Annotated in this window: 15 protein-coding genes; 13 read left to right on the top strand and 2 right to left on the bottom strand. The window is 72.9% G+C overall.

All coding sequences use genetic code 11. From position 1 onward, the window contains the following. Window positions 1–193: 193 nt before the first annotated feature. Window positions 194–1,426 carry a transglycosylase SLT domain-containing protein gene (locus MCBMB27_RS14900; RefSeq protein ID WP_043381265.1) on the bottom strand — a complete coding sequence of 411 codons (1,233 nt, stop codon included), beginning with the start codon at window positions 1,424–1,426 and terminating at the stop codon, window positions 194–196. A 324-nt stretch (window positions 1,427–1,750) separates the two neighbouring features. Here MCBMB27_RS14900 and MCBMB27_RS14895 point away from each other — a divergent pair, with 324 nt between their 5' ends. From MCBMB27_RS14895 to MCBMB27_RS14845, 11 genes are all read left to right on the top strand, one after another. Then, on the top strand, window positions 1,751–2,941 hold the full coding sequence (locus MCBMB27_RS14895) for an inositol-3-phosphate synthase (protein WP_043381133.1): 1,191 nt from the start codon (window positions 1,751–1,753) through the stop codon (window positions 2,939–2,941). Between the two features lie 39 nt (window positions 2,942–2,980). Then, entirely contained in the window at window positions 2,981–3,907 is a 927-nt protein-coding gene (locus tag MCBMB27_RS14890; protein ID WP_043348083.1) for an HD domain-containing protein, read from the top strand. 44 nt (window positions 3,908–3,951) lie between these two features. Beyond that, entirely contained in the window at window positions 3,952–5,133 is a 1,182-nt protein-coding gene (locus MCBMB27_RS14885; RefSeq protein ID WP_075380768.1) for a class I SAM-dependent methyltransferase, read from the top strand. After that, complete coding sequence (locus MCBMB27_RS14880; protein WP_053609048.1) at window positions 5,133–6,128, top strand: Gfo/Idh/MocA family protein; 996 nt, start codon at window positions 5,133–5,135, stop codon at window positions 6,126–6,128. Before MCBMB27_RS14885 ends, MCBMB27_RS14880 begins: the two co-directional genes overlap by 1 nt. 224 nt (window positions 6,129–6,352) lie before the next feature. Then, window positions 6,353–7,954: a YcaO-like family protein gene (locus MCBMB27_RS14875; protein ID WP_053609049.1), complete on the top strand. Its 1,602-nt coding sequence runs from the start codon at window positions 6,353–6,355 to the stop codon at window positions 7,952–7,954. Further along, the gene (locus MCBMB27_RS14870) at window positions 7,951–8,823 is read left to right on the top strand and encodes a sugar phosphate isomerase/epimerase family protein (protein ID WP_053609050.1); all 873 of its coding nucleotides are present in this window, start codon (window positions 7,951–7,953) and stop codon (window positions 8,821–8,823) included. Before MCBMB27_RS14875 ends, MCBMB27_RS14870 begins: the two co-directional genes overlap by 4 nt. A gap of 85 nt (window positions 8,824–8,908) precedes the next feature. After that, entirely contained in the window at window positions 8,909–10,147 is a 1,239-nt protein-coding gene (locus MCBMB27_RS14865; RefSeq protein WP_053609051.1) for a glycosyltransferase family 4 protein, read from the top strand. A gap of 157 nt (window positions 10,148–10,304) precedes the next feature. Further along, window positions 10,305–11,063: a PIG-L deacetylase family protein gene (locus MCBMB27_RS14860; RefSeq protein WP_075380767.1), complete on the top strand. Its 759-nt coding sequence runs from the start codon at window positions 10,305–10,307 to the stop codon at window positions 11,061–11,063. After that, window positions 11,053–11,682, top strand: coding sequence for a uracil-DNA glycosylase (locus tag MCBMB27_RS14855; RefSeq protein WP_043350466.1), 630 nt, complete (start codon window positions 11,053–11,055; stop codon window positions 11,680–11,682). The genes MCBMB27_RS14860 and MCBMB27_RS14855 overlap by 11 nt, the downstream gene beginning before the upstream one ends. Before the next feature lie 151 nt (window positions 11,683–11,833). Then, a complete protein-coding gene (locus tag MCBMB27_RS14850; RefSeq protein WP_043350479.1) occupies window positions 11,834–12,922 on the top strand; it encodes a lysylphosphatidylglycerol synthase domain-containing protein in 1,089 nt (362 codons plus the stop codon). 15 nt (window positions 12,923–12,937) lie between these two features. Next, a complete protein-coding gene (locus MCBMB27_RS14845; protein WP_078947064.1) occupies window positions 12,938–14,209 on the top strand; it encodes an ATP-binding protein in 1,272 nt (423 codons plus the stop codon). On the opposite strand, the gene MCBMB27_RS14840 is transcribed toward MCBMB27_RS14845, so the two are convergent. Beyond that, window positions 14,191–14,802: a glutathione S-transferase family protein gene (locus MCBMB27_RS14840; protein WP_075380766.1), complete on the bottom strand. Its 612-nt coding sequence runs from the start codon at window positions 14,800–14,802 to the stop codon at window positions 14,191–14,193. The genes MCBMB27_RS14845 and MCBMB27_RS14840 overlap by 19 nt on opposite strands. 178 nt (window positions 14,803–14,980) lie before the next feature. On the opposite strand from MCBMB27_RS14840, the gene MCBMB27_RS14835 reads away from it, so the two are divergent. Beyond that, complete coding sequence (locus MCBMB27_RS14835; protein WP_075381981.1) at window positions 14,981–17,455, top strand: heavy metal translocating P-type ATPase; 2,475 nt, start codon at window positions 14,981–14,983, stop codon at window positions 17,453–17,455. Continuing rightward, a complete protein-coding gene (gene cueR, locus MCBMB27_RS14830) occupies window positions 17,452–17,925 on the top strand; it encodes a Cu(I)-responsive transcriptional regulator (protein ID WP_043356871.1) in 474 nt (157 codons plus the stop codon). The genes MCBMB27_RS14835 and cueR overlap by 4 nt, the downstream gene beginning before the upstream one ends. Window positions 17,926–18,054 lie beyond the last annotated feature (129 nt).

The raw sequence follows: 18,054 nt of genomic DNA, 5'->3' as shown, positions 1-18,054 counted from the left end.
CTGAACGTCATCCCGAGGCGCCGCGCCCGTCCACCCGGATTGGCGCAAATCACCCGGTGGCTCCGGCGCCGGAGCCCCGGACTCGGGTGCGGGTCCCCTGACCTGAAGGGAGCGGGAGGCGTGTTGGAAGCCCCCCGCGCCCCGGTTGAGACGATCGAGCGCCTCAGCAGGATCCGCTTCCCCTGCGCGATCCTCACACGCCGTCCGGCGGCAACGCCTCCGTCACCTCGACGCGGCGGTTGCCGGCCACCGGCGCCGTTTCCTCGGCGCTGACGATCTCGTTCTGGGACTGGCCCTTGTCGAGCGCCTCGGCGACCGCCGCGACGCCCTGGTAGCGGGTCAGCCGCCGGTCGATCATGTCGTCGATCCGTCCGTGCAGTTCCGCGACGGTCAGGCTGCGGCGCTTGCCGCCCGTCTTCGCGGTGAACAGGCTGCGATTGGCCCGCGCCGCGGTGCGGAACTCGCGCCCTGCGACCTCGTCGGGCTTCTCGGAGGAGAGCGACAGGAAGCGCCCGGCGCTCGCAGTCCCGAGGAAATGGGCGAGGTACAGCTCGGTCGTGGTCAGCGCGCGCCCGACCCGGGCCTCGATCCGCTCACGGTCGCGCTTGATCAGCTCGGCCGCCATCAGGGCGGCGACGCGCGGGTCGTTGCGCAGGCCGAGCACCCGGCCGCGCATGCTGCCCGTGACGGTGATCGCGGCGCCCCGGCCCTTCACGGCGGCGGCCTCCTCGGCGAGCCCGTAGCGGGCGCCGTAATCACGGATCATCTCCAGCCAGGTGCGGGCCACGAACTGGAACAGGCCCGCCGCCGAGGAGGTCGCCGCCTTCGCGTCCGTGTCGAAGCTCGATTCCTTGTCGGCCAGCGCCATCATGTAGACGGGGTCGACGCCGGCCTCGTCGGAGGCCTTGACGATCGTGTCGACCACCTTGCGCGGCACGCTGCGCTCGCCGAACTTGACCGCGTCCTGACCCTGCTCCTGCGTCACCCGCGGCAGAGCCGCGAGGTCTTCCTGAATCAGCGCCGTGGTGGCGGGCTCCTGCTCTGGAACCGGAAGGCCGTTCCAGGTGTTCTGGACCGGCTCGTCCGCCGCGACGGCCGGGGCTGCGGGCTGGGAAGCCGTCTGTGCGAGCCCCTGAGCGGCGCGCGGGCTGGTGTCGATCCGGTCGTGGGCCTGGGCGGCCGGGGCGAAATACGCCGGCGCGAAGGCGGCCTGCGGCAGGCCGAGCCCGGCGACGAGCCCCAGGGCCAGCGTCCCGGAAATCCGGCCGAGGCCGGTGCGGCGAAGTGACCGGCGCCCTGTCCCGCGTCCGGCCCGCGGCAGCCATGCCACGGCTTCATCCTCGATATGGCCCGTGCCGTTCAGGGTCGGCGGCACGAGTCGGCTCACGTCGTCGGCGCAACGCGCCGGCTCCGGGAAAACCCCCATCATTGGTCCTCTTCAGATCGGTCCTTGCGTCCGCCCGGCTCTGACGGCCGGGTTTTTTCGGAAGCGGCGGCCCTATCGACGCCGGCCGTGACCACAATGGGACGGCCCCGTGATCCAAGCGTGGCACGGTCAACGAAGGGTTAACCCTGCCGCTTAGGGGGCCGTTAACGCCGTGAGCCGGCCGCGCTTCGGACGACGGAGGGGCAATGTTGTCGCATTCGGGTTGGAACGCGGCACCGTCGAGCCAGTTAGATACGGCCCCGGGGGGGTCGAACTTTCCGTCCCAAGACGCCACCCGCGTCCGCACAAGGACATCATTTTCCGATGAGCATGCAGTCCGGTCGCCGCATCGGTGTCGCGTTCGTTGGCATGGGAGGCGCCGTCGCCACCACTGCCATCGCCGGCATCGAAATGATTAAATCCGGCTCCAATCGCCTCGACGGGCTGCCGCTCGCCGGTCTCTCCGTGGCCGGCATGGCCGACTACAAGGACCTCGTCTTCGGCGGCTGGGATCTCAACGGCGACGACCTCGCGTCCGCTGCGAGCGGCCACGGCGTGCTCTCGAAGGACGACATCGAGAGCGGCGCACAGGCCCTGAAGGGCATCACCCCCTGGCCGGCGGTGGGCAGCGCCAAGTTCTGCAAGAACATCGACGGCCAGAACCGCATCGTCGCCAAGGACCACCGCGAGGCGGTCTCGGTGATCGCCAACGACCTCCGCCGCTTCCAGAAGGAGAGCAACCTCGACGACGTGGTCGTGGTGAACCTCGCCTCCACCGAGCGCTGGCCGGACCTGAACGACCCGGCCCTGAACTCCACGGCCGCCTTCGAGAAGGGGCTCGATTCGAGCGACGAGGCGATCTCGCCCGCGATGCTCTACGCCTACGCGGCGATCAAGAGCGGCATCCCCTACGCCAACTTCACCCCGAGCGTGGCGGCCGACGTCCCGGCCCTCCTGGACCTCGCCAAGGAGCTGAACGTCCCGGTGGCCGGCAAGGACGGCAAGACCGGCCAGACCATGATGAAGACGGTGCTGGCCCCGGCCTTCAAGGCGCGGGCGCTCCACGTCGACGGCTGGTTCTCGACCAACATCCTGGGCAACCGCGACGGACTCGCCCTGAACGATCCGAACTCCCTCCAGTCGAAGCTCAACACCAAGGGCACGGTGCTCGACTCGATCCTCGGCTACCCGGTCGAGGACCACCTCGTGCACATCCACTATTACCGCCCGCGCGGCGACGACAAGGAAGCCTGGGACAACATCGACGTCACCGGCTTCATGGGCCAGCGGATGCAGGTGAAGGTGAACTTCCTCTGCAAGGATTCGATCCTGGCCGCGCCCCTGGTCATCGAGATCGCCCGCGTCCTCGACCTCGCCCGCACGCGCGGCGACGGCGGCGTGCAGGAGCAGCTCTCGACCTTCTTCAAGGCCCCGATGGTCAAGAACGGCCATGGGCCGGAGCACGCCTTCGGCAAGCAGGAGCAGATGCTCCGCGACTGGCTGGGCGTGCACTAGGCCTCGTCGCGACCAAGGGGCGGCTTCCGGAGCGAGACGATGCCAAGCGAGAACCAGCCGCCTCCCTCCGGCGCTGCCCCCGAGGCGCTGCGCGACCTCCTGATCGAGATGAACGACCTCAAGCGCGTCCGCTCGGCGGGGCGCGAGGGGTCGATCGCCGAGCGGCTGTTCGCGCAGGGATGGGGCCTCCTCACCGGGGGCGCCGCGCCCGATGACGTCGCCCTCGACATCACCGCCGTCACCCTCGCGGCGACGCGCCTCTGCGATCTCGACGCGGCCTTCCTGACCGCGGCCGGGCTGTCGGAGGAGGCGGCCTCGGCGGTGCTGGTGGCGGGCTTCGACGCCGTCACCGGGGAGCTCGACCCGGCTCTGCGCGAGCGCCTGCGCGGGCGGCTCGCGCCGCGGCCGGCCGGCAGGCCCGGACCGCTGCCGGGCTTCGTCGCCGCCCTGGCGCAGCAGCCGCGGGCGGGCGTCACCTGTCCCGGCCGCGCCCGGATCCTACTGGAGCCGCCGGAGAACCACGCCGAGCACTGCCTCATCGTAGCGGTCTACGGGGTCTGCCTCAGCCCGTTCTACCGGGCCGACCCCGGCACCGTGTTCCTGGCCGCGATGGCGCACCACTTCCACAACGCCGCGATGCCCGATGCCGGCTTCACCGGCGAGATGCTGCTCGGCGACCATCTCGGGCCGATCATGGCGACCACCACCGCCTGGGCGCTGGCCGAGCTCGCCGAGCCCCTGCGGGGTCAGGTGGAGCGGGCCCGCGCGGTGCTGCCCGACGACGCCACCGCGGAGGGCCGCGCCTTCCACGCGGCGGATTGCATCGACCGTGTCCTCCAGATCGCCCAGCATCTGCGCGGGGCCTCGACCACGATGGGGATGGTGCTCGACGAGTGGGAGCTGGTCCATGCCGGCCCGGTGAAGGGCTTCCATGATCGTGTCCTCGCCGACATGCGCATCCCTTGATCGCCGGACCCCGCCGCCCATCTGCCCGGGCGGCTCCGAGAACCATGATCCCGTTCGAACTCCATTCGCCGGACACCGGCAACCCGCTGAAGGCCGACGGCCCGCACGCCTTGCGCGATGCGGAGACCGGCGCCCGCTGGCCCGTGATCGACGGCATCCCGTACCTGCGGATCAACCGCGAGGCCCTGGTCGAGCGGGTTCTGGCCCATCTCGACGCCGGCGAGCCCGACGAGGCGCTGGCCGCGCTGCTCGTCGATCAGGACGATTGGTGGAACGGGCCCCCGGCCGATCCCGCCGGGGTCATCCGCCTCATCAAGGAGCGCCGCACCGCGACGCTGCGTGACGCGGTCCAGGGTCTCGGCTGGGGCCGCGTCGGCGACTATTTCCTGCATCGCTGGAGCGATCCGACTTTCCTGGCCGGCCTGTCGCTTCTGGAGGCGCACTGGAACGAGCCCATCTGCGTCTTCGAATTCGCCTGCGGCATCGGCCATTACCTGCGGGAATTGCAGCGGCGCGGCTGCAAGGTCGCTGGCGCCGACGTGGTCTTCGCCAAGCTCTGGGTCGCGCGCCACTGGGTGGTGGACGAGAAGGCGCAGCTCGTCTGCTTCGACGCCGGCTCGCCGCACTGGCCCATCCCGGGCGCGCCGGTCGACCTCGTCGTGTGCAACGACGCCTTCTACTTCCTCGACGACAAGGCGGCCCTGCTGGAGAACTTCCGCCAGAATGCCGGCGACGACGGCTGGCTGGCGCTGAGCCACATCCACAACCGCGACTGCCCGGGCTTCTCGGCCGGCCGGGCGGTGACCGCCGAGGAGATCGCCGAGTATTTCCCCGACGCCCTGGTCTACGACGACGCGGAGCTCACGCGGGCGCTGGTGGAGGCGCGGGCGCCTGGCCCGCAGGAGCCTGGGGCCTTGCGAACCTGCGAGGCGTTCTCGGTGGTATGCGGCCCCGGCATGCGCCCGGCGCCGCGCGCTCTGGTCGACGGGCTGACCCTGCCGAAGCCCGGCACGGTGCTGCGGCTCAACCCGCTCTATGCGCCCGAGGGGGACGGCTACGTCATCCGCTGGCCCTCGGAGCGCTACGAGGCGGAATACGCCTCCCGGGCCACCTACCCGCTGCGCTCGCCCGGCCCCGAGCATCTGACCTTCGACGGCACGCTCGATAGCCCGGAGACGCAGCGTATCCGGGTGCGCGAATTCGTCGACCTGCCGGAGCGGTGGTGATGGACGCGGTCGGCTGGGGCATCGTCGGCTACGGCTGGGTCGCGCGCGACTACATGGAGCCGGGCATCCGCGCCGCCGGGCACCGGCTGGTGGCGGTCTGCGATCCGAACCCGGAATGCCGCGCCGCGGCCGAGCGGGCGGGCGCCCGCGGCCATGCCGATCTCGCCGGTCTCATCGCCGAGCCCGGGGTCGAGGCGGTCTACGTGGCGACGCCGAACCATCTCCACCGCGGCGCCGTCGAGGCGCTCGCCGCCGCCGGCAAGGCGGTGCTCTGCGAGAAGCCCATGGCGGCGACGCTCGCGGACGCGGAAGCCATCGCGCGTGCGGTCGAATCGCAAGAAATCTTCTACGGCACGGCCTTCGATCAGCGTCACCACCCGGCCCATCGGACGATCCGCGCCCAGGTCGCGGCCGGGCGGCTCGGCACCGTCACCACGGTGCGGATCGTCTACGCCTGCTGGCTCGGGCGCGACTGGTCGGAGGCCGGCCAGCCCAACTGGCGGATCGATGCCGCCCAGGCCGGCGGCGGCGCCTTGATGGACCTCGCCCCGCACGGGCTCGACCTCGTGGATTTCCTGCTCGACGAGCCGATCGCCGACCTCGCGGCCCTGACCCAGAGCCGGGCCCAGGACTATTCCGTCGATGACGGCGCCCTGCTGATCGGGCGGACCGCGGGCGGCGCGCTGGCAAGCCTGCACGTCGCCTACAATTGCCCCGACGCGCTGCCCCGCCGCCGCCTGGAGGTGGTCGGTACGAAGGGGATGCTGATCGCCGAGAACACCATGGGCCAGACGTCCGGCGGATCGCTGTCCTTCATCGACGGCGCCAGCGGGCGCGTCGAACCGCTCGCCTTCGACGCCGACAGCTCCCCCTTCACCGAGCAGGTGCGCGCCTTCGGCTCGGCCCTGCGCCGGCCCGAGGAGCGGGGGGCGTACTCGGCCGCACGCGATCTCCACACGATGCGACTCGTCGCCCGCGCCTATGGGCAGGGGTAGCGACCGCAGGACAGGATGAGCAGACACCGGACAGCTACCTATCCAATCCAAGCCGCACCCTCATCCTGAGGTGCCCGCACCAGCGGGCCTCGCGGGAGGGCTCCAGGAAGCGCTGTGCCGTCCAGAGCCCTCCTTCGAGGCCTTCGCTGCGCTCCGGTAGCTCAGGATGAGGGGATGGGCAGGACGAAGGTGAGCAGGCGGTCCGAGGAACACGGGAACACGACGTGAGCAACGCAGACGGCTTCCACGACCAGGACGACCGCGCCCGGCACGCGCGGATCAAGGCGCCGCGCCCCTATCGCTTCGGCGCCAAGCGGCCGATCGAGGGGCTGCCCGAGACCCTGCCGGATCCCGTGCGCGCCTATCTCGACGTCCTGCCGGAAGGGCGCATCGTCGGCTTCCCGCTGGCGCCCCTCGACCGCACCGGCATCCCGGTCTGGTTCGTGGCCCTGTTCCTCGACGACCCGTTCTTCGTGGGCGCGATGCCGTCGGGCATCGGCTACGGCGCCACCGACGACGAGGCGCTGATCGGCGCGGTCGCCGAGATTGCCGAGAACCTGATGCCCTCGCTCGCGGTGCTGCCCCGGGCCAAGGAACGGGCGAGCTACACCGACCTCGCCCGCGTCTACGGCGCCAAATCCGTCGCCGACCCGCTGACCCTCTGCCTGCCCGCCGGCTCCCCGGTGGGCCGGGACACGGTGCTCGAATGGACGCCCAGCGTCCGGCACGCCACGGGCGAGATCGTGCTCATGCCGCTCGACGTCGCCGCCACCGACTATTTCGAGCTGTCCGAGGGCTACAAACCCTTCACCAACCTGATCACCAACGGTCTCGGCGCGGGGCCCGACGTGCCCTTTGCGCTGGGCCACGGCGTCCTTGAGCTGCTCCAGCGGGACGGCAACGGCCTGCTGTTCCGGGCTCTCGACCAGGGCGTGATGCTCGACCTCGACGGCATCGGCCCGGAGAATGCCGCGATGCTGGCCCGGCTCAAGGAGCTTGGCATCCACGCGCTGCCGAAATTCGCCACCGACCAGTTCGGCCTCACCAACCTCTACGTCGTCGGCTACGACGCGGATCCGGCGCGCACCCCGGCGCCGATCGCCCTGTCGGCTTGCGGCGAGGCCTGCGATCCGGACCGGGAGCGGGCCCTCCGCAAGGCGCTGCTCGAGTTCCAGGCCGCGCGGGTGCGCAAGACCTTCGGCCACGGCCCCCTCGACATGGCCGCCACGGTGACCCCGCCGGGCTACATCGACGCCTTCATCCAGAAGGCGCTTCCGAGCCTCGATCTCGAGGAGAGCCGCGCCCTGCAGGCGATGCTCGAATGGATCGAGATGCCCGCCGCCGACCTGCGCGGCGTGCTGGCCGACACCGTCTATTCGGAGCGGAGCACCAAGCGCTTCGCGGACCTGCCCTCGACCCCGGCCGCGGACGGGCATGCCAGGGGCAAGATCGCCTGCGACCGGCTCACGGAGGCCGGGTTCGACGTCCTCTACGTCGACTGCACGCCCCCGGGCGGAGGGGTCGGCGTGGTCAAGGCGATCGTGCCGGGGCTCGAGGTCGAGACCATGAGCTACTACCGGATCGGCGAGCGCAACACGAAGAAGCTCATCGACCGCGACCACCCGCTGATCAAGTTCGGCACCGAGAGCGAGACCCTGCGGCCGGTCCGCCTGACGCCGGAGGCCCTGGAGCGTTTCGGGGGGCAGCCGCTGTTCGACGTCGCCCTGGCCGAGCGGATCGTCGGGCGGCACTATCCGCTCTATCGCGAGCCGGAATCGCACCACGCGCCGTTCCGCCTCGCCCAGCGTCAGGGGAGGGCGGCATGACGCTCCGGTTCGCCTACAACACCAACGGCGCGGCCAACCACCGCCTCGACGACGCGATCCACCTGATCAAGGCCGCGGGCTACGACGGCGTGGCCCTGACGCTGGACATCCACCACCTCGATCCGTTCTCCGAAACCTGGGCGGCGGAGGCCGGCCGGGTGGCGAGCCTGCTGGAGAAGCTGGAGCTGACCTGCGTCATCGAGACGGGCGCCCGCTTCCTCCTCGACCCCACCGCCAAGCACGAGCCGACGCTCGTGACGGCCGATGCCGCGGGCCGCGCCCGGCGGGTCGGCTTCCTCAAGCGGGCGATCGAGATCGGCGGCATGCTGAGCGCCGAGGCGGTCTCGTTCTGGGCCGGCGTGCCGAAGCCCGGCGTCGATCCCGGCGAGGCCCGGCGCTGGCTGGCCGAGGGGCTGCACGAAGTCGCGGCCTTCGCCACGGAGGCGGGCGTCGTCCCCTGCCTGGAGCCGGAGCCCGGCATGCTGATCGAGACCCTCGACGATTACGCGTCCCTCGACGTGCCGGGGCTGAAGCTCGCCCTCGATACCGGCCACTGCCTCGTCACGGGCGAGCGCGAGCCGGCGGCGGCCGTGCGGGAATTCGCCGACCGGATCGGCACCGTGGCGATCGAGGACATGAAGCGCGGCAGCCACATCCACCTGCCCTTCGGCGAGGGCGACATGGACGTGCCGGGCGTCCTGGAGGCGCTGGAGGCGATCAACTTCGGCAAGCTGATCTGCGTCGAGCTGTCCCGCGAGAGCCACCGGGCCGACGTGATGATCCCGCAGGCGCTCGACTACCTCCGCGGCTGCCGGCGCCCCGGCCCGGTTCTGGCCGGCGAGCAGGAGACGCGGCGGCAATGGCAGTGAGAGACGAGCCGGGGCGAGACGGGACGCCGGCGCGGGAGAGGGGGCCACGCGGCACCGCTCCCGGTTTGCGCGAAGGGGCGGCACGATGAGAATCCTCTTCCTCAGCCGCCGCTACTTCCCCGCCATATCGGGCATGAGCGTCTACGCGCAGAACCTCCTGCGCGAGTTGGTCGGCGCCGGCCACGACGTGACGATGATCTCGCAGTACCGGGGCGACGCCTTCGGCACCCGCGTTTACGGCGGCGGGCCGCCGCCGCCGGTGCCGGGGGTGCGGGTGATCGGCCTGGAGCAGCTCGGCGAGCAGACGTCGGGCGATTTCGAGCGCGACATCGCCACCATGGTGGACGCGATCGCCCAAGAGCACGCCCAGAACCCCTTCGACATCCTGCACGCGCAGTACGGCTACCCGACCGGCTGGGCGGTGCTGCTGGCCGCCCGCAAGCTCGGGGTGCCAAGCGTCGTCTCGATCCAGGGCGGCGACGGCCACTGGGTCGGCTCCTGCTGCGAGACCCACCGGGTCGCCATGTGCGAGGTGCTGGCTCACGCCAACGCCCTGCTGATCGGCGGCGCCTCTTTCGTGGACGAGGTCTGCGAGCGCCTGGGCTCGGACCCCGCCCGCTTCACGATCGTGCCCGGCGCGGTCGACACCGAGCGCTTCGCGCAGGGCACGCCCGACGGGCTGCCAGCGCCCCAGGGCGGGCCGGTGCGGCTGTTCTACCATGGCCGGGTCGACCGCCGGAAAGGCGTGCTCGATTTCATCGAGGCCCTGGCGATCCTGCGCCGGCAGGGCACGCCCTTCGCGGCCACGATCTCGGGGATCGGGCCCGACGTGGACCCGGCCAAGGCGCTCGCCGCGGAGCACGCCTTCTCCGAGCGCGAGATCGCCTTCACGGGCTATGCCGAGTACGGCTCCGTGCCCGACCTCTACCGCCGCGCCGACGTGTTCGTCTCGCCGACCTACGCGGAGGGGTTCTCGAACACGATCCTGGAGGCGCTGGCGGCCGGGCTCGCCACCGTCTCGTGCCACGCGGTCGGCGTGTCGGACTGCCTGCGCGACGGGGAGAACGGGCTGCTGGTGAATCCGGGCGACGTGCCGGCGCAGGCCGCCGCGCTCACCCGGATCATCACGGACGCGGCGCTCCGCCGCCGCATCGCGAGCGCCGGCCTGGAGGAGTGCCGGCGGGTCTATTCCTGGCACGCGGTCGGGCGGCAGATCATGGAGGTCTACGCGCGGGTGCGCTCCGAGACGCCGGCCACCGACTTTGCGACGGACCTGCCCGACGATCCCAGCTGCCGGTTCCGCGCCGAGCCACACCTGCTCTGACGGGACTCCGCACTTGGGCCGTCCCATCCGGGGCCTCGTCCTGAGGTGCGCCCGCGGGGCGCAAGCCGCGAAGGCGCCCTCGCGCCGGCACTGCGCTCCGGCACCTCCGGATGAGGCTCGGGGTTGGAGCATCCCCCCAGCCGACAGGCTCTGAACCATGCCGATCGCCCTCGCCCTGTCCCCCCATCTCGATGATGCGGCCTTCTCCTGCGGCGGCCTCCTGGCGGGCCTGGCGCGGGACGGCTGGCGCGTGGTGATGGCGACCCTGTTCACCGGCAGCGTCGCCGACCCGACGGGCTTCGCCCTCGCCTGCCAGCTCGACAAGGGCTTGGCGCCGGAGGTCGACTACATGGCCCTGCGCCGGGACGAGGATGTCCGCGCCGCCGCCGCGCTCGGCATCGCGCCGCCCGTCCACCTGCAGTTCCGGGAGGCGCCGCACCGGGGCTACGGCGCGCCGCCGGAACTCTTCTCCGAGACCCGCGCCGACGACGGCATTGTGGGCGACCTCGCCCCCGCCCTGGCGGATCTGATCGCCGCCGAGCGGCCCGACCTGATCCTCGCCCCCCAGGCGATCGGCGGCCATGTCGATCACGTCCAGGCGGTCCGGGCGCTGCGCGGGCTCGCTGTGCCGTCACCGATCCTGTGGTGGCGCGATTTTCCCTACACGGTGCGGGAGGCCGCGCCGAAGGCGCCGCTGGCCGCGCTGTTCGCGGGGCTTCCCGAGCCGGTGATGCGCCTCGATCCGGAGGCGCAAGCCCGCAAGCGCGCCGCCTGCGCGGCCTATGCCAGCCAGATCGGTTTCCAGTTCGGCGGCCTGGCCGGCCTCGACGCGCGCCTCGCCCGGGAGGAGGGCCTCGAGCGCTTCCGCCTGTCCGGCCCGCTCGGCGTGTCCGTCCCCGGGCTCGATGCCGGCTGAGCCGCAGGCGCCGAGGGCCCTGGCCGATCCGGACGCCCTCGCGGCACGCCGCGCCCTGATCGGCAGCCCCCACATCGCCCCGATCCGGGCCCTCGCCGCGCGCATTGCGGCCGAGCGTGGCGCCCCGGTCCCGGCGCCCGACCCCCTGGATGGCGGCGTCGACGCCCGGATGCTGCTCCTCCTCGAGACGCCGGGCCCGGCGGTGCTGCGCACCGGCTTCGTGACCCGCGACAGCGCGAACGGCACCGCCGCGAACCTGTTCCGCTTCCTCGCCGAGGCCGGCATCGCCCGCGCCGACACGCTGATCTGGAACGCCGTCCCCTGGCTGATCCACCAGGAGGGCGCACGCAACCGCGCGCCCCGCCGCGCCGAGGTCGCGGCCGCCGCGCCCTATCTGGCCCCGCTCCTCGACCTCCTGCCGCGCCTCGCCGTGGCGGTGCTGGCCGGCCGCTTCGCCGGCGAGGCGGCGCCGGCGCTCGCGGTGCTCCGCCCCGACCTGCCGGTCATCCGGGTGCCGCATCCGAGTCCGACCTATGTCTGCACCGCGCCGGAGGTGCCGGCCCGGATCCGGCGGGGCCTCGCCGAGGCGGCGGCGCGGCTCGGGCGGATGCCCGGCTGAGGATAGAACGCCTGTCCCGGCGGCCGCTTCCCTGGTCTTGGGCGCCGGTTCGGCCTACATGCGGGGCAACGGGCCGCGGTCCGGGAGTTTCCGGCTCGGGCTGACGGCCTTCGGCCGGGCCGCGCAGCCGGAAGGGCGGACGCCGATCGGCATGAATTTTCAGGGACAGCACCGGAGCCCGGCCGAGCCGGTCGAGCCGGTTGAGCACGATGCCGCCGCGGACGCGAAGCGGAAGGTCCGGCGCAGCCGCTATGCCTGGATCGGCACGGGCGCCAGCATCGTGCTGTTCGCGGTCTCCCTCGGCGTCCTGTGGAAGCTCGTCCAGAGCGTGAGCTGGGCGGAGGTGCGCAGCGCCATCGCGGCCGCGACCGCCGAGCAGCTCGGGCTCGCCTTCCTGTTCGTCGGCGTCAGCTACGTGTTCCTCACCGGCTACGACGCGCTGGCCCTGCGCCAGCTCAAGATCAAGGTGCCGTACCGGATCACCGCGCTCGCCTCGTTCACGAGCTATGCGGTGAGTTTCACCCTCGGTTTCCCGCTGCTCACCGCCGGCACGATCCGCTACTGGATCTATGCCCGGCAGGGCCTGTCCACCGCCAAGATCGCGGCTCTGACCGTGATCGCCGGCTTCACCTTCTGGCTCGGCATGGGCGTGGTGCTGGGTCTGAGCCTGATCATCGAGGCGGGCCAGCTCGCCGGGCTCGCCTTCACGTCGATCCGGATCAACCAGGGCGTCGGCCTCGCGGCGCTCGCCCTCGTGCTCGGCTACCTCGCCTGGGTCTCGGCCAAGAAGCGCAGCATCACCGTCAAGCACTGGCGCCTGGAACTGCCCGGGGCCTCCGTCTCCATCGGCCAGATGATCGTCGGGATCGGCGACGTCTGCGCGGCGGCGGCCGTGCTCTACGTGCTGCTGCCGCAGGAGACGACGCTCGGCTTCACCACCTTCCTGGCGATCTACGTGCTCGCCGCCATGCTGGGCATCGCGTCGAACGCCCCCGGCGGCATCGGGGTGTTCGAGGCGACCGTCCTGCTCGCCCTGTCGAGCCTGCCGCGCAACGAGGTGCTGACCTCGCTGCTGCTGTTCCGGGGCTGCTACTACGTCGTCCCGTTCGTGACCGCCCTGGCGATGCTCGGCCTGTACGAGATCGTCAAGCGGGCGGGCGGCGCACGCGATCCGGGGCCTCCGGAGGGCACGGCCGGCCCGTCCGGCCGGGCGTGGCGCGACGAGTCCGAAACCCGCTGATCCGCCGCGCCTGCCATGTCCGGTCGCCTGCGCAGCTCCCCCGCCTGGACCGGCGCCGCGATCGCCGCGGGCCTGCTCGGGCTCGCCACCGCGCTGGCCGGGCGGCTCGATCTCCCGCTGATCCTGACCGGGCTCGTGGCCGTCTGCCTGGGCGGCTGGCTCGGCGGCCGCGGCCGCGAGGCCCCGGTGCCGCGTCCGGCTGCAACCACGCAGCGCCACGCCGTCGCCGAGGCGCTCCTGGCCCACGTGCCGGATCCGGTGATCCTGGTGGACCGGCGCACCCTGGTGGTGGAGGCGAACCCCGCCGCCCGGGCCCTCCTGCCGGCCCTGCACCACGCCCGGCCCCTGTCCTTTGCGCTCCGCGACCCGGAGGTCCTCGACGGCGTCGAGGCGGTGCTGAGTTCCGGCCTGCCGCGCCGCGTCGCGCTGTCGACCCGGGTGCCCCTGGAGCGGACCTTCGAGGTCCAGATCGGCGCCCTGCCGATGCCCGACGGATCCGGCGTCAGCGCGCTGCTGTTCCTGCGCGACCTCACCTCGGCCCGGCGTCTGGAGGCCATGCGGGTCGACTTCGTCGCCAATGCGAGCCACGAGCTGCGCACGCCGCTGGCCACCCTGATCGGCTTCATCGAGACCCTGCAGGGCCCCGCCCGCGATGACGCGCAGGCCCGGGAGCGCTTCCTGGAGATCATGCGCGTCCAGGCCCTGCGCATGACCCGGCTGATCGACGATCTGCTGTCGCTGTCGCGGATCGAGCTGCGGGAGCACGTGGCCCCCACCGCCGTGGTCGATCTCGCGGCGCTGGCCCGCCAGATGGTCGACGCCCAGGGGCCGCCCGCCGAGGCGCGGGGCGCCACGATCCGCCTGGAGGAGGGCGCCGGCCCCTTCGCGGTCCCCGGCGATTCCGACGAGCTCGCCCGGGTGATCGAGAACCTGATCGAGAACGCCGTCAAATACGGCGGCGGCCGGATCAGCGTCGGGCTCGCCCGCGAGGACGATCCGCGGCTCGGGCCCCGGATCGTCCTGTCCGTGGTCGATGACGGGCCGGGCATCCCGCCCGAGCACATCCCGCGGCTCACGGAGCGCTTCTACCGGGTCGACGTCGCGTCGAGCCGCGCCCGCGGGGGCACGGGCCTGGGGCTCGCCATCGTCAAGCACAGCCTCAACCGCCACCGCGGACGCATCGCCATCGAGAGCGCGGTGGGGGAGGGGACCACCGTGCGGGTCAGCCTGCCGGAATACGGCACCGCCGCGCTGCCGCCCCCGGCCGATCAGGCCGGCCCGGCATAGGGGCCGATCCCGAGGCCGTCCTCGACGCGCCCGATCCAGGCGCGGATGGCCCCGTAGCCCGCGAGGTCGAAGCCGCCCTCATGGGCCATGCGGGTGTAGGCGACGAGCGCCACATCGGCGAGGGTCAGGGCCTCGCCCGCCAGGAAGGCGGAACAGGCCAGCGTCCGCTCCATCAGCCTCAGGGCGTCGGCGCCGCGCTCGGCGAGCTTCGGGTCGAGATCCTCCGGCGCCCGCTTGAGGTAATGGAGCTGGTAGCGGCGGACCGCGATGTAGGGCTCGTGGCTGTACTGCTCCCAGAACATCCACTGCAGCATCCGGGCACGGGGCAGGGCCGCTTCAGGGATCAGCGCGGAGCCTTCCGCGAGATAGACGATGATCGCGTTCGACTCCGACAGCACGGCGCCGTCGGGCAGGACGACGATCGGCACCCGCCCGGCGGGGTTCAGGGCCAGGAATTCCGGCGTGCGGGTCCCGCCGCCCGGGACATCCACATCGCGCCAGACCGCCGGGATGCCGAGATGGGCCGCGACCCACTTGACCTTGAGGCAGTTCCCGGAGCCCGGGTCGCCATAGATCGTCAGCGGTTCGCTCATCCGCGCCCTCGTCGCTCCGGTATGCGGGAAGCTTGGCCGGGCACGAGCGATTCGACAACGGGCGAAGCGGCTCGCCATCGCCCGGATCTGTCCGATATCCGGCCCGCGCGCCCTTGACCTTCCTATGATGGGAAGCCCCATCTGACCCGGCATGGATGCTTCGAACCGGATCACCGCCATGTCGAAATCCGTCGCCCTGACCCTGCCCGTCACGGGCATGTCCTGCGCCTCCTGCGTCGGCCGCGTGGAGCGCGCCCTCGCGGCGCTGCCCGGCACCCGGGACGTGGCGGTGAACCTCGCCACCCAGCGCGCCAGCCTCGTCCTCGATGGGGGCACGAGCCCGGGCGAGGTCGCGATGGCGCTGGCGGAGGCCGGCTACCCCGTCCCCGAGACGCAGAGCCTGCTGGCCGTGGACGGGATGTCCTGCGCGAGCTGCGTGGGCCGCGTCGAGCGGGCGCTGGCCGCCGTGCCGGGGGTGACCGGAGCCAGCGTCAACCTCGCCGCCGGACGGGCCGCGATCCGGCATCCCGAGGGCGTCGTGTCGATGGACGATCTGGTGACGGCCGTGGCGGCGGCCGGCTACGACGCCCGCCCGGTCGAGGCCGGCCAGCCGGCCGACCCGTCGGCCCGTCAGGCGGAGGAGGGCCGCGCCCTGCGCCGCGATCTGATCGTGGCCGCCGTGCTCTCGGCGCCCGTCGTCGCCCTCGACATGGGCGGCCACCTTCTTCCCGGGCTGCATGGCGGCCCGGTGACGGCCCTGGTCCAGGCGATCCTCGCCACCCTGGTCCTCGCAGGGCCGGGGCGGCGCTTCTTCCTGCGCGGCGTCCCGGGCCTGCTGCGCGGCCATCCCGACATGAACGCCCTGGTCGCCCTCGGGGCCGGGGCCGCCTACCTGTACTCGCTGGTCTCGACCCTGGCGCAAGACCTCCTGCCGGCGGGGGCCGCGCACCTCTACTTCGAGGCGAGCGTCCTGATCGTCACGCTGATCCTGCTCGGCCGGACCCTGGAGGCCCGGGCCAAGGGGCGCACCGGCCAGGCGATCGCCCGGCTGATGGACCTGACCCCGAAGACCGCCCGGATCGTCCGCGACGGCGCCGAGACCGAGGTGCCCCTCGACGCCCTGCGCCTCGGCGACGTCGTCCGGGTGCGTCCGGGCGAGCGGGTGGCGGCGGACGGCGCCGTGGTCTCCGGGACCAGCCATGTCGACGAGAGCATGGTGACCGGCGAGCCCGCGCCGGTGCGCAAGGGGCCGGGCGATACCGTGGTCGGCGGCACCCTCAACGGCCGCGGCAGCCTCGACCTGCGGGTCGAGGCCGTGGGCGGCGCCACCGTGGTCGCGCAGATCGCCGCCATGGTGGAGCGCGCCCAGAGCGGCAAGCTGCCGATCCAGGCCCTGGTCGACCGCGTCACGGGACGGTTCGTGCCGGCGGTGATCGGGATCGCCGCGGCGACCTTCCTGGCGTGGCTGCTCCTGGCGCCCGCCCCTTCGCTGGGGCCGGCCCTGGTCAACGCCGTGGCGGTGCTGATCATCGCCTGCCCCTGCGCCATGGGTCTGGCGACGCCCACCGCCATCATGGTCGGCACCGGACGCGCGGCGGCGCGCGGCGTGCTGTTCCGCGACGGCGCCGCGCTCCAGGGCCTGCGCGACGTGCGGGTCGTGGCCCTCGACAAGACCGGTACCCTGACCGAGGGCCGCCCCCGGCTCACCGAGATCGTGCCGGCTGCGGGCATCGCCGAGGCCGAGGCCCTGGCCCTCGCGGCCGCGCTGGAGACCCGCTCCGAGCACCCGCTGGCCGGCGCCGTGGTGGCGGCCGCCCGCGACCGCGGCCTCGCCATGCCCGAGCCGGACCGCTTCGAGGCGGTGGCGGGCTTCGGAATCTCCGGACGGGTCGCGGGCCGGGCCGTGGCTGTCGGCGCCCCGCGCTACCTGGAACGGCTCGGCGTCGCCCTGAACCAGGATCTCGCCGCCCGCGCCGAGACGCTGGCCAGCCAGGGCCGCAGCCCGGTCCACCTCGTCCTCGACGGCCGCCATGCCGCGATCCTGGCGGTGGCCGATCCCGTGAAGGCGGGGGCCCGTGCGGCCGTGGCGGCCCTGAAGGCGCGCGGCCTCGTGGTGGCGATGGTCACGGGCGACGACCCCGTCACCGCCGCCGGCGTGGCGCGGAGCCTCGGCATCGACGCGGTGGCCGCCGGGGTATTGCCCGGCGGGAAGGTCGAGGCCGTCCAGCGGTTCCGGGCCGAGCACGGGCCGGTGGCCTTCGTGGGCGACGGCATTAACGACGCGCCGGCACTGGCGGAGGCCGATGTCGGGCTGGCCATCGGCACCGGCACCGACATCGCGGTCGAGAGCGCCGACGTGGTGCTGATGTCGGGCGACCTGGAGGCCCTGGTCGAGGCCCTGGCGCTGTCGCGGGCGGTGATGGCCAACATCCGCCAGAACCTGTTCTGGGCCTTCGCCTACAACGCCGCTTTGATCCCGGTGGCGGCCGGCGTGCTGGTGCCGTTCGGCGGCCCGGCCCTGTCGCCGATCCTGGCCGCGGGCGCCATGGCGTTTTCCAGCGTGTTCGTCCTCGGCAATGCCCTGCGGCTGCGCCGGGCCGGCGGACGGCCCGCGCCCGGCGCGGCGCCCGCGCTCAACGCGAGGGCGGCATGAGTGCGGCGAGTCTGACGATCGGCGAGGCGGCGCGCCGCACCGGCGTCTCGGCCAAGATGATCCGCTGGTACGAGGCGACCGGCCTGCTGCCGCCGGCCGCGCGGTCCGAATCCGGCTACCGCCATTACGGCGACGCCGACCTCCACACGCTCCGCTTCATCCGCCGCGCCCGCGACCTCGGCTTCAGCGTCGACGCGATCGCGGATCTGCTGGCGCTCTGGCGCGACCGCGCCCGCCCGAGCGCCGGGGTGAAGGCGATCGCGCAGGAGCAGATCGCCGATCTGCGCCGCCGCATCGCCGAGATGGAGGGGATGGCGCGGACGCTGGAGCATCTGGCGGAGGCCTGCTGCGGCGACGAGAGGCCGGATTGCCCGATCCTCGACGATCTCGCCGCGGACGACCATCCGCCCGAACCACGGCGGCGCAGCCGTGGGCTGGCGGGGCGGGGACCGGCGCGGGGGGCGGCCTGAGCGGACCGGAAGGCGCACTGGGCCGCCGGCGGAGGCTCGGTGGCGCGCGACGATCCCGGCTCGCCTCCCTCTCAGAACGGGGCGATCCGGTGAATCCCCCTGCGAGGTCGGTGCGCGGGGCTCCCGGTT

Origin of the sequence: Methylobacterium phyllosphaerae (assembly GCF_001936175.1) — a bacterium.
GTDB lineage: Bacteria > Pseudomonadota > Alphaproteobacteria > Rhizobiales > Beijerinckiaceae > Methylobacterium > Methylobacterium fujisawaense.
The sequence above is the reverse complement of the archived record's forward strand: the minus strand, read 5'-3'. Positions and strand labels throughout refer to the sequence as shown.

Excerpts from the sequence above, each read along its gene's own strand:
- MCBMB27_RS14900 (WP_043381265.1), bottom strand. The coding sequence starts at position 1,426 with ATGGGGGTTTTCCCGGAGCCGGCGCGTTGCGCCGACGACGTGAGCCGA.
- MCBMB27_RS14895 (WP_043381133.1), top strand. The coding sequence starts at position 1,751 with ATGAGCATGCAGTCCGGTCGCCGCATCGGTGTCGCGTTCGTTGGCATG.
- MCBMB27_RS14890 (WP_043348083.1), top strand. The coding sequence starts at position 2,981 with ATGCCAAGCGAGAACCAGCCGCCTCCCTCCGGCGCTGCCCCCGAGGCG.
- MCBMB27_RS14885 (WP_075380768.1), top strand. The coding sequence starts at position 3,952 with ATGATCCCGTTCGAACTCCATTCGCCGGACACCGGCAACCCGCTGAAG.
- MCBMB27_RS14880 (WP_053609048.1), top strand. The coding sequence starts at position 5,133 with ATGGACGCGGTCGGCTGGGGCATCGTCGGCTACGGCTGGGTCGCGCGC.
- MCBMB27_RS14870 (WP_053609050.1), top strand. The coding sequence starts at position 7,951 with ATGACGCTCCGGTTCGCCTACAACACCAACGGCGCGGCCAACCACCGC.
- MCBMB27_RS14865 (WP_053609051.1), top strand. The coding sequence starts at position 8,909 with ATGAGAATCCTCTTCCTCAGCCGCCGCTACTTCCCCGCCATATCGGGC.
- MCBMB27_RS14860 (WP_075380767.1), top strand. The coding sequence starts at position 10,305 with ATGCCGATCGCCCTCGCCCTGTCCCCCCATCTCGATGATGCGGCCTTC.
- MCBMB27_RS14855 (WP_043350466.1), top strand. The coding sequence starts at position 11,053 with ATGCCGGCTGAGCCGCAGGCGCCGAGGGCCCTGGCCGATCCGGACGCC.
- MCBMB27_RS14850 (WP_043350479.1), top strand. The coding sequence starts at position 11,834 with ATGAATTTTCAGGGACAGCACCGGAGCCCGGCCGAGCCGGTCGAGCCG.
- MCBMB27_RS14845 (WP_078947064.1), top strand. The coding sequence starts at position 12,938 with ATGTCCGGTCGCCTGCGCAGCTCCCCCGCCTGGACCGGCGCCGCGATC.
- MCBMB27_RS14840 (WP_075380766.1), bottom strand. The coding sequence starts at position 14,802 with ATGAGCGAACCGCTGACGATCTATGGCGACCCGGGCTCCGGGAACTGC.
- MCBMB27_RS14835 (WP_075381981.1), top strand. The coding sequence starts at position 14,981 with ATGTCGAAATCCGTCGCCCTGACCCTGCCCGTCACGGGCATGTCCTGC.
- cueR (WP_043356871.1), top strand. The coding sequence starts at position 17,452 with ATGAGTGCGGCGAGTCTGACGATCGGCGAGGCGGCGCGCCGCACCGGC.